Annotated in this window: 11 protein-coding genes and 1 pseudogene; 8 read left to right on the top strand and 4 right to left on the bottom strand. The window is 64.8% G+C overall.

The genetic code is table 11. The features are described 5' to 3' along the window. The 3 genes and pseudogenes from QZ266_RS12630 to QZ266_RS12620 all read right to left on the bottom strand — a co-directional run. Positions 1-522, bottom strand: a pseudogene (locus QZ266_RS12630) (methyl-accepting chemotaxis protein); the annotation flags it as partial. A 9-nt stretch (positions 523-531) separates the two neighbouring features. Continuing rightward, the gene (locus QZ266_RS12625; RefSeq protein ID WP_295695701.1) at positions 532-1,089 is read right to left on the bottom strand and encodes a PAS domain-containing protein; all 558 of its coding nucleotides are present in this window, start codon (positions 1,087-1,089) and stop codon (positions 532-534) included. Between the two features lie 127 nt (positions 1,090-1,216). After that, on the bottom strand, positions 1,217-2,077 hold the full coding sequence (locus QZ266_RS12620; RefSeq protein WP_295695699.1) for a uracil-DNA glycosylase: 861 nt from the start codon (positions 2,075-2,077) through the stop codon (positions 1,217-1,219). A gap of 147 nt (positions 2,078-2,224) precedes the next feature. On the opposite strand from QZ266_RS12620, the gene QZ266_RS12615 reads away from it, so the two are divergent. Genes QZ266_RS12615 through QZ266_RS12600 form a run of 4 tightly spaced genes read left to right on the top strand, consistent with a single transcriptional unit; the run spans position 2,225 to position 7,538 of the window. Continuing rightward, the gene (locus QZ266_RS12615) at positions 2,225-3,898 is read left to right on the top strand and encodes an electron transfer flavoprotein-ubiquinone oxidoreductase (RefSeq protein WP_295695697.1); all 1,674 of its coding nucleotides are present in this window, start codon (positions 2,225-2,227) and stop codon (positions 3,896-3,898) included. Between the two features lie 54 nt (positions 3,899-3,952). Beyond that, positions 3,953-5,677, top strand: coding sequence for a tetratricopeptide repeat protein (locus tag QZ266_RS12610; protein WP_295695695.1), 1,725 nt, complete (start codon positions 3,953-3,955; stop codon positions 5,675-5,677). After that, positions 5,674-6,528: a 4-(cytidine 5'-diphospho)-2-C-methyl-D-erythritol kinase gene (locus tag QZ266_RS12605; protein ID WP_295695693.1), complete on the top strand. Its 855-nt coding sequence runs from the start codon at positions 5,674-5,676 to the stop codon at positions 6,526-6,528. The genes QZ266_RS12610 and QZ266_RS12605 overlap by 4 nt, the downstream gene beginning before the upstream one ends. Beyond that, positions 6,525-7,538 (top strand): hypothetical protein, encoded by a 1,014-nt coding sequence (locus QZ266_RS12600; RefSeq protein WP_295695691.1) that lies wholly within the window; start codon positions 6,525-6,527, stop codon positions 7,536-7,538. The genes QZ266_RS12605 and QZ266_RS12600 overlap by 4 nt, the downstream gene beginning before the upstream one ends. Positions 7,539-7,546: 8 nt before the next feature. Here the strand turns inward: QZ266_RS12600 and QZ266_RS12595 are convergent, their stop codons facing one another. Next, entirely contained in the window at positions 7,547-8,569 is a 1,023-nt protein-coding gene (locus QZ266_RS12595; protein ID WP_295695689.1) for a polyprenyl synthetase family protein, read from the bottom strand. Positions 8,570-8,734: 165 nt separating this feature from the next. On the opposite strand from QZ266_RS12595, the gene QZ266_RS12590 reads away from it, so the two are divergent. The 4 genes from QZ266_RS12590 to QZ266_RS12575 all read left to right on the top strand — a co-directional run. After that, positions 8,735-8,953 carry a DUF2007 domain-containing protein gene (locus tag QZ266_RS12590; protein WP_295695687.1) on the top strand — a complete coding sequence of 73 codons (219 nt, stop codon included), beginning with the start codon at positions 8,735-8,737 and terminating at the stop codon, positions 8,951-8,953. After that, on the top strand, positions 8,950-9,702 hold the full coding sequence (locus tag QZ266_RS12585; protein ID WP_295695685.1) for a methyltransferase: 753 nt from the start codon (positions 8,950-8,952) through the stop codon (positions 9,700-9,702). Before QZ266_RS12590 ends, QZ266_RS12585 begins: the two co-directional genes overlap by 4 nt. Further along, complete coding sequence (locus QZ266_RS12580; protein WP_295695684.1) at positions 9,699-9,875, top strand: hypothetical protein; 177 nt, start codon at positions 9,699-9,701, stop codon at positions 9,873-9,875. Before QZ266_RS12585 ends, QZ266_RS12580 begins: the two co-directional genes overlap by 4 nt. 70 nt (positions 9,876-9,945) lie before the next feature. Further along, the coding region (locus tag QZ266_RS12575; RefSeq protein ID WP_295695682.1) for a glycine--tRNA ligase subunit alpha at positions 9,946-10,542 on the top strand (597 nt) is incomplete at its 3' end.

Here is a 10,542-nt window from a genome sequence, read left to right as displayed (position 1 = left end):
TGTGAGCTCCTCGGCTGACGCGGCGACACTCTGCATGTTGGCGGAGGCCTCTTCAGCGCCGGCGGCGACGGTTGTGCATTGCTCTGAAGCCTGACCCGACGTGTCATCCAGCGAGGCGGCGTTTCCGCGCAGGGCCGAGATTGTCTCGGAGACCTTGCCCATCACCTCGGACAATTGGCTTTCCAGCTTGCTGCCCAGGTCAAGAAAGCCCTCGTGGCGATCCTTGATTGAATAAAGGGTGGTATTCACAGCCCGTGCCGCGGCTTTGAAGCTGCCCACCATCCCGGTTTCCGGGATCAGGCGGAAGTGTTTGTTCTTGCGTACGTATTCGACGCAGGTCTGGCTCTCGCGAAGATAGGCGTCGGTGCGATCAATCAGGCGGTTGATGGCGTTTTCCATCTCGGCGACTTCCGGATCCGACGACACGCCGATAATGCGTTGTTCGAAGTCACCATCGGCGACGGCACCGACAATACCGGCGGCGCGGCGGATGGCGTCACGGTCTTTGGATGCATTGAACATGACGGTCTCCTAGCGATAGTCGCGACGCTGGCCCTGGCCGAGCGTGCAGATGAATTCATCGTACTCGACATTATGCTTGGCCAGGCAGGCGGCGATGGCCTCGCTGCCGGCTGCCAGCGCCTGTTTCGGGCTGGCAGCCGCGGTCTCGACGTCGCGTAGCTGGGCGTAGAAGGGGATGATGTCCCGCTCGAGAATCTGCCGGTCGGGCTCGCGCCGATTGGAGTGATAGCCTATGATCTCACCGGCATCATTGAAGCTTGGCGTGACATGGGCATAGACCCAGTAGTGGTCCCCATTCATCGCCCGGTTCACGACATAGGCGAATAATTCCTGTCCGGCGCTGATCGTGTCCCACATGAGTTTGAAGACCGAGCGCGGCATGTCCGGGTGCCGGATGAAATTGTGCGGTTGTCCGAGCGCCTGGCGTTCCGTGACGGCAGAAGCGCGCTGAAAAATGTCATTGGCGTAGGTGATGCGACCCTTGAGGTCGGTCTTGGTAACAATGACCTCGCCCGCGTGGAACGTGCGTTCAACGCCGGTGAGTGTCGGGGCAGGGGATCGGGACATGACGTTGTCTCCTCAAACTTCCGACTGGCCCGTAGTGGGCGGGTCTGAGGAATATCTGAGCGGGAATTAGGGTTAACCGAGTCTTGCGTTCGGCGGCCCCTCATAAAGTATTACCAGTACGAGACAATCAGTGATTGAGTTTCGACGCCAGGGCCAACAGGTCCTGCCAGGCCAGACGCTTCTCGGTCGGCCGCCTCAGCAGATAGCCGGGATGGAAAATCGGCAGGGTCGGTATGGTGGCCTCGGTCGGCTCGCCGGAGCTGTCGCGGACCGCATAATCGGTCCAGCGGCCCCGCAGCCGCGTGATCGGCGCCTCGCTGCGCAGGAGGGCCTGCGCGCTCAGACCGCCGGCCAGCACGAGCACGTCGGGTTTCTTGAGGGCAATATGACGTTCGGCGAACGGCAGGCAGAGGGCGATCTCGTCCTGGGTCGGCGCCCGATTGCCCGGCGGACGCCAGTTCAGCACATAGGTCAGATAGGCGGCATCGCGCTCGATCCCGATCGCGGCCAGCATCCGGTCCATCAATTGACCGGTCTGGCCGGCAAAAGGCTCGCCGCGTTCGTCCTCATCGCGACCGGGGGCGTCGCCGATCACCATGACGCGCGCCGCTCGGTCGCCCCGGGCAAACAGTGTGTTGCGGGCCGTGCGCTTGAGAGCGCATCCGTCAAACTGGCTGATGGCCTCGTGCAGCGCGTCGAGTGAGTCGGCCCCCGCGGCGAGTGTCCGGGCAGAGGGTCCGCCGGACCCGGCGTCACCGAAACCGGCGGCGCGGGCCGCTTGAGGGGTCGCGGCGCGAACCGGCTCTGCAGGCGCGGTGCGGCGCCTGTCCGGAACCGGCTCAGAGCGAGGCGCTGGCGCCGTGGGCGCCACCGGTCGCGGTGCCATGATCGGCGCATCCATCTCGATCCCGGCATCCGCCCACCAGGCAATCAGCGCCTGCAGCGCTTTCTCGTCTTGTGGGGTAAGGGCGGGTCCGGAATCGGTCATGTTGACGTGCACGTTAACGTAATAGCTTTGATCCCGACGGCGGGACGCGCTAGATGGGTGTTTGATCCTAGGGTATGACCGAAGACCTGCAAGCCGAACACCGCATTGAACAGACGACGACCACGAAACGGGAAGGGTGCCAGCCAGATGACCGACGCCGCAATCGAACGCGAATCCATGGAATATGACGTCATCATCGTCGGAGGTGGCCCGGCGGGCCTGTCCGCCGCGATCCGCTTGAAGCAGATGGCTGCCGAGGCGGGGAGTGAGATTTCCATCGCCCTGCTTGAAAAGGGCGCCGAAGTCGGCGCGCACATCCTCTCCGGTGCTGTGGTCGATCCGAAGGCCATGAATGAGCTTTTCCCGAACTGGAAGGAGCTAGGCGCGCCACTGGAAGATGAGGTCAAGACCGACATTTTCGAAGTGCTTGGCGAAGCCGGCTCGATCAGCCTGCCGACCCTGCTTTTCCCGCCGCTGATGAGCAATCATGGCTGCTATATCGTCTCGCTGGCCAATGTCTGCCGCTGGCTGGCCGAGCAGGCTGAGGCGCTGGGTGTGGAAATCTATCCGGGTTTCCCGGCTGCCGACCTCATCGAGGAAGACGGTGCCATCAAGGGCGTTGTCACGGGTGATTTCGGCCTGGCGCGCGATGGCGGCCACAAGGATGGCTACCAGCCCGGTATGGAGCTGCGCGGCAAATACACACTGATCGGAGAAGGCGTGCGCGGGTCGCTGGCCAAGAAGCTGATCAGCCGCTTCAACCTGTCCGAGGGCAAGGAACCACAGAAATTCGGTATCGGCATCAAGGAACTCTGGCGCGTGAAACCGGAGAACCACAAGCCCGGCATGGTCAAGCACACCATGGGATGGCCGCTCGACGGCCAGACCGGCGGCGGGTCCTTCATGTACCATTTCGGCGATAATCTGGTGTCGGTCGGCTATGTCGTGCACCTGAATTACAAGAACCCCTATCTCTCGCCCTTCGAAGAGTTCCAGCGCCTGAAGACCCATCCTGTCATGGAGACGGTATTCGAGGGCGGAGAGCGCATGTCCTACGGCGCGCGCGCCATCACCGAGGGCGGCTACCAGTCCGTGCCCAAGTTGGCTTTCCCGGGGGGTGGTTTGATCGGTTGTTCGGCCGGTTTCGTGAACGTGCCGCGCATCAAGGGCAGCCACAATGCCATGAAGACCGGCATGCTCGCCGCGGAAAGCGTGTTCGCCGCGCTCGCCGACGGCCGTCAGCATGACGAGCTTGCCGATTACCAGACCGCCTATGAGTCTTCCTGGGTAGCCAAGGACCTCAAGCGGGTCCGCAATGTCAAACCGCTCTGGTCCAAGCTGGGCACTTTCTTCGGCGTCGCTTTCGGCGGGCTGGATATGTGGTGCACCACGATTTTCGGGGGCTGGTCGCCCTTCGGAACGCTGGGCCACGGCAAGACCGACGCGGAAAGCCTGGAGCCGGCGTCCAAACACAAGCCGATCACCTATCCCAAGCCCGATGGCGTTCTGACCTTTGATCGCCTGTCCTCGGTCTTCATCTCGAACACCAATCACGAGGAAGATCAGCCGATCCACCTCAAACTGTCCGATGCAGAACTGCAGAAATTGTCCGAGCTGGGCGAATTCGCCGGTCCGTCGACACGCTACTGCCCGGCCGGGGTCTATGAGTGGGTCGAGGATGAGACCAGCGGTGAGCAACGCTTCCAGATCAACGCGCAGAATTGCGTTCACTGCAAGACGTGCGACATCAAGGACCCCAATCAGAACATCAACTGGACGACACCGGAAGGTGGCGGCGGTCCGATGTACGCCAATATGTAGGCCCAACCGCCTCCGGCCCTTGCGCCGGACCGTCTGCAGGGCGAGCATGCGGGCATGAGTTCATCAGTCCGCATTCTCGCCCTCTGCCTGGCCGCAACGGCCGTGGCATCCTGCGCCAGCACGGCCGTGCCGCCCGAAGACGAGGAGGGCTCCGTCTACGGGGCCTTTCTTGCGGCGCGCTATGCCGGCATGAGCCGTGATGTTGACGGGGCCGCGACCCATTATGCGCGTGCCCTCGACCAGGCGCCGGGCAATGCGACCCTGGCGGATCGGGCCTTCATCACATCGCTGCTTTCCGGCCATACGGACCAGGCCGCCCGGCTGGCCCGGTCGACGGTCCAGGCCGGTGACCCCAGCCGTCTGGCCACACTCTATGTCGCCGCTGACCAGGTTTCGCAGCGCGATTACCGCGATGCCATTGCCAGCCTCAACGCGGCGCCGGATTACGGGCCCTTCAACACGCTGATGCGCGATCTCCTCATCCAGTGGGCGATGATGGGAGAGGGCGAGGCGGTCGCGGCCATGGATGCTGCCAACGAGACCCAGGCGCCCGGCTTTTTGTCCTCTCATCTGTGGCTGCACAAGGCGATGCTGGCTGACGTCGCCGGCGAGACCGAAGCCGCTGACGCCGCTTACCGGACCGCCGCCTATTCGGCGGTCTTCCCGCGTCTTGCGACCGAGATGTATGGCAATTTCCTCGAGCGTGAAGGGCGTCCGGATGAAGCCCGGACCCTCTACGAAACCATGCTGGAAGCCAATTCGGACGGACCCTTCGTCACGGATGCGCTGCGCCGCCTCGATGACGGGGCACGCCCGCGCCGACGCCTCGGCGTGCCGCAAATGGCGGGCCGGGCCCTCTTCGGTCCGGCATCGGATCTCGCCGAGCAGGCCGATATGGATCTGTCGGTGATCTATCTGCGCATGGTCCAGCGCCTGGACCCCGACTATGCCCCGACCCGCCTGGCGCTGGCCGGGACATTGAGCCGGATCAGCCTTCCGCAAGCCGCGCTGACGGAATATGCCGCGATTACGGACGAGCCTTTCCGTTTCACCGCCGAATTCCAGCGCATTCTCCTGCTGCAGGACATGCAGCGGACAGATGAGGCCAGCCTGCTCGCCCATCGTCTCTGGACCGAGGATGGCGGCGTCGAGACCAAGCTCCTGGTCGCTGATCTGATGCGGCTCAATGGCCGGTGCGGCGAGGCCATTCCGCTCTATGAAGAGATCATTGCGGACCCGGACGTCGCGTCCCATTGGCGGTATCACCACTATGCGGCGGCCTGCTATCTCGACGCGGATGACTGGACCTCGGCCGAGGGCCATTACCTGGCCGCGCTCGAACTTGCACCGCGTCAGCCCACCTTGCTCAATGATCTCGGCTATTTCTGGATCGACCGGGGCGAGCGCGTCGAGGAAGCCTTCGAGATGATCCAGCAGGCGGCAACGCTGGAACCGGAGAACGGCAATGTCATCGACAGCCTGGGCTGGGCGCATTACCGGCTCGGCCATTATGAGGCGGCAGTCGAGGCGCTGGAACGGGCGGCCGAGCTGAACCCCGGCAGCGCGACGGCCAATTATCATCTCGGTGATGCCTATTGGCAGGTCGGGCGCGAGCTCGAGGCCGGTTTCCAGTGGCGCCGCACGCTCGATCTCGATCCCCGTCCGGAGCAGCGCGAAGGCCTGGAATACCGGTTGACCCATGGCCGCCCCCCGATTGATGAACACCATGTGGCCGAGGACATGACGGGCGCGGCCGACGATATCGGCGACGCACCGTGACGCCGTCGACTATCACCGAACTGGCCCCCGCCAAGGTCAATCTGACACTGCGGGTCGGCGCCGCCCGGCCCGATGGCTATCACCCGCTCGACAGTCTCGTCGTCTTCGCGGACTGGGGTGATATGGTCGAGGTGAGACCGGGCCCCGGCCTGCTCCTGACCATGTCCGGAGAGGCGTCGCGTGCCCTGCCGCCGGACGGCAATAATCTGGTCCTCCAGGCGGCGCGTGCGCTGCAGGTTGCGGCGGGCATTGATGATGGCGCGATGATCCGTCTCGACAAGCAGATCCCGGTCGAGGCCGGGCTGGGCGGTGGCTCGGCCGATGCGGCCGCGACCTTGCGCGCACTGAATCGGCTCTGGGGGCTGGACTGGACCCTCGACCGCCTGGCTGAAATCGGTCTCACGCTGGGCGCCGACGTGCCGGCCTGCCTCTATGCCCGTCCCTTGCGGATGCGCGGGATTGGCGAGTGGATCGATATCCTGCCGGCCTTCGACGCATTCGATGCGGTGATTCTCAATCCGGGCGTCGCGGTACCGACCGGGCCGATCTTCAAGGCCTTCGATGCCGCAGACCCGGCGCCGCTGGCCGAGGCGGATCCAATGGGCGAGGACCGCCTGGCCTGGCTGCGTGGCGAGCGCAATGATCTGGAAGCGTCGGCCGTGGCGCGTCATCCGGAGATTGCCGGCACGCTCGACTGGCTGCGGGGACAGGCCGGCGTCGCGCTTGCCCGCATGTCCGGCTCCGGAGCGAGCTGTTTCGCCCTGTGTGCCGATCGGGCTTCGGCCGAACGGGTCGCGGACGCCTATGACGGTTTCGCCCGCGCCGTGTGCCTGACCGGAGCGGTGCGGTGAGTGCGCTGGCATGGCCGCTGGTCGCGGCTTTCATTCTCGCCTGGAGCGTGGCCGGTCTCATCTGGCGGGCCCGCATCCTCGACCATCCCAATCAGCGCTCCAATCACGTCCAGCCGACGCCGCGTGGCGGCGGGCTGGGTATTGTCGTCGGCTTTGTCGGCGCGCTCATCTTCATCCCGGTCATGGCCCCGTCGGACGGCGCGGCGCTTGTTGCGCTGGCCCTTTGCACAGCGATGGCGGCGGTGCTGGGCTTTGTCGATGATGTGGTGACGCTGAATGAACGACCGAAATTCGCCCTGCTGAGCCTGATCAGCCTGGCCCTGGCCGGCATGACCGGTCCGGTCACTGATCTCGGCTTCGCCTTGCCCTGGATGATCGGCTGGCTGGGCTCGGCCCTGTTCGTTTTCACGCTCGCAAACACGGTCAATTTCATGGATGGGTCGGACGGTCTGATGGCGGCCAGCCTGATCCCGCCGGCCCTGGTCCTGGCGGTTCTGGGCGAGGGGCCCTTCATGCTGGCGGCGCTGGCATTGGCGGCGGCGCTCGCCGGATTCGCGGTCTGGAATGCGCCCCTCCTGTCAGCACGCGGGCGCTTGTTCAGTGGCGATGTCGGATCGCTGGGGGCGGCGGTGATCCTGGCCGGTCTGGCACTCGTCTGGGCTTCACGCGCGCCGTCGGGCTCGGTCTGGCTGGTGCCGCTCCTGGTCCTGCCGCTTCTGGGCGATGTCCTCCTGACCATGGCCGCGCGGGTCAAGGCCGGGCGGTCACCCTTCGTCGCGCACCGGGCGCATGCCTATCAATTGCTCATCGCCATGGGCATGAGCCATGGCCGGGTGGCCATGATCTGGGGCGGGATGAGTATCGCTTGCGGTGTGCTGGCGCTGATCGCAAACGCCCTGTCACCGATAGCCGGACTGCCGGTCTTCCTGCTGGCCGTCACAGGCTTCACCGTCCTGCATCAGATGTGTCGCCGCAAGGCGCGCGCTGCCGGCCTTGATACCTGGCAATAGGCCGACGGTCAGTAGGCGCGTTCGACCACGAAGTCGGCGAGATCTTCCAGCGCGACCCGCCATTTATTGGCCGGGAAGATGGACAGGGCTTCGCGGGCCCGTCGGGCATGGGCGCGGGCCTGGTTGACCGTGGCGTCGAGCGCGCCATGCGATTTGATCAGGCGGATGGCGGTGTCGAAATCGCCGTCGCCCTGTTCGCCGCGCGCAATCACGCGGTCCCAGTACTCGGTCTCGCTGTCGGACGCCGCTGCGATTGCCAGTGCCACGGGCAGGGTGACCTTGCCTTCGCGGAAATCATCGCCGGTGGATTTGCCCAGCTTGGCCGAGGCGCCGTCATAGTCCAGCGCATCATCGACCAGCTGGAAGGCCAGGCCGAGTTCACGTCCATAGGTTTCCAGCGCGGCTTCCTCGCGGGCATCGCGGCCAGCAACAATACCGGAGACTTGCGCCGCTGCGGCAAAGAGGGCCGCCGTCTTGGCGTCAATGATCTGCATATAGGTGTCGACCGAAACGCCGACATCCTTGACCGCGGAGAGCTGCCGCACTTCGCCCTCGGCAATCGTCGATGCCGCATCGGACAAGACGCCGAGCGCCTTCATCGATCCGGCTTCGACCATCAGGGAGAAGGAGCGTGCGAAGAGGAAGTCGCCGACCAGGACGGAGGAGGCATTGCCCCAGACCAGATTGGCGGCGACCTTGCCGCGGCGCATGCCGCTCTCATCGACGACATCATCGTGCAGCAGTGTGGCGGTGTGGATGAATTCCACCGCCGCTGCGAGCTTGAGCGGCGCGATATCGCTGTAGCCCAGCATGTTGGCAGCGGCGACCGTGATCATCGGGCGGACGCGTTTGCCGCCGGCTTCGATCAGATAGCGGGCCAGTTCGGGGATCAGCTCGACATGACTGTCCAGCCGCTCGAGGATGAGGGCGTCGACATTGCGCATGTCGTCATAGGCCAGAACCGCCAGCGCTTCCGCTGCATTCGGTATATCCGCGGTCTTGGCCGCGGCTGCCGATTTGACACTCACCATGCTGTCCACGCCAGCTGTCCTCTTGATGCAGGCTCAATTGCTTCCGACAATAGAAATCGACGGACCGCCCGGCAAGCACAAGGGGCGGTGACGAAACAGCACAGGTCAGACCCCTTGTCCTGTGTCGGCCCAAAAAGCCGCAAAGCGGCGCGGAGGTATGCCCACGTGAAGGAAGTCCTGCGGACCAATGACCCGGTCAAACTCTCTTATGCCCAGTCCATCCTGCGCGATGAGGGGATTGAACCCATCGTGCTCGATCAGGGCATGTCCTCCATGTATGGCGGCGGTCTGCCATTCATCAAGACACGCATCATGGTGATCGACGAGGACGCGCACATGGCGTTGAGCTTGCTGGCCGAGCTGCAGGAAGAGGACCGGCCGTGACGTCAGGCGCAACACCGGACGTGCCGACCACACTGGATCGATTGCTCGATGGCCGCGTCGTCCTCCGTCAGGGCAAGGACGGTTACCGGGCCGGTATGGATGCCGGCCTGCTGGCCGCCGCGCTGGATGCCCGCGAGGGCGAGACCCTCGCCGAGTTTGGCTGCGGCGCTGGCGCAGCGCTGATGTGCGCGGCCTGGAGGCTGACCGGGGCGAGCTTTGTCGGCGTCGAACGCGATCCCGAAGCGGCGGCCCTGGCGGCCGAGAATGCCTCGGCAAACGGGATGGGGGCGCGTGTTCAGACCCAGAATGCCGATATCATGCAATTGGGCACCTCGCTGAAAGTCGACCAGGTCTTCTTCAACCCGCCCTTCTTCGACGATCCCAAGGCCCTGCGGGCGCCGAAGGACGAAAAGCGCGCCGCCTGGCTGACCGGCGACGTGCCCTTTGCCGACTGGGTGCGTTGCGCCGCCCGGGCGCTGAAGGCCAAGGGGCGGCTGACCCTGATCCACCGCTCCGACCGTCTGGCCGATATCCTGAACGCGCTGGAGCGGTCCTTCGGCTCCGTGGTGATCAAGCCGGTCTATCCGAGAGCCGACGAGCCGGCCAAGCGTGTCATCGTCCAGGCGACCATTGGCGGCAAGGCCCCGCTGGTCCTGCTTGCCCCGCTTTTCCTGCATGAGGGCGAGGGGCATTCGCCCGAGGCCGACGCCATCCTGCGGGGTCGGGCCGTATTGGAGATGCAATCATGACCGTGACGATCATCCTCGTTGTCCTCGCCATGGTCCTGCTCGTCGTCCTCGGCGCGCGTGGGCGCAAGCAGCGGGACAATGCAGCCGAGGCGGCGCGGCGGGCAGTGGAGGCCCGGCTGGAGCCGCGTGACGAGGATGCTGCGTCGCACAAAGACGAGGACTCGCGCGCTTGATCCGTCGGGCTGACTTGCCTAGTGTCCGCGCGATTTCTTCATCTCGATTTTTCCAGCGGGAATTGATGCCATGGCCGCCGCGAAAGCGCCCTCCTTCCAGGAGCTGATCCTCCGTCTGCAGACCTATTGGGCGGGGAAGGGCTGCGCCATTCTCCAGCCCTATGATGTCGAGGTCGGCGCCGGGACGCTGCACCCGGCGACCACGCTGCGCTCGCTCGGCCCGCGCCCCTGGAAGGCGGCCTATGTCCAGCCCTCGCGCCGTCCCGGCGATGGCCGCTATGGCGAGAATCCGAACCGGCTGCAGCACTACTACCAGTTCCAGGTCCTCCTCAAACCCTGCCCGGCCGACCTGCAGGACCTCTATCTCGGCTCGCTCGACGCCATCGGCATCGACCGCGACCTGCATGATGTCCGCTTCGTGGAAGATGACTGGGAGAACCCGACGGTTGGCGCCTGGGGTCTGGGATGGGAAGTCTGGTGTGACGGCATGGAAGTCAGTCAGTTCACCTATTTCCAGCAGGTCGGCGGACATGATTGCGCCCCCGTCTCGGGCGAGTTGACCTACGGGCTGGAGCGTCTGGCGATGTATGTGCTTGGCGTCGATCACGTGATGGACATGCCCTATAACGATCCGTCGGCGCCCATCCCGCTCAGTTATGGTGACGTT

The sequence above is a fragment of the uncultured Maricaulis sp. genome (genome assembly GCF_905480005.1).
GTDB lineage: Bacteria > Pseudomonadota > Alphaproteobacteria > Caulobacterales > Maricaulaceae > Maricaulis.
Note: the sequence above shows the minus strand (reverse complement) of the source record. Positions and strands in the feature narration are given on the sequence as shown.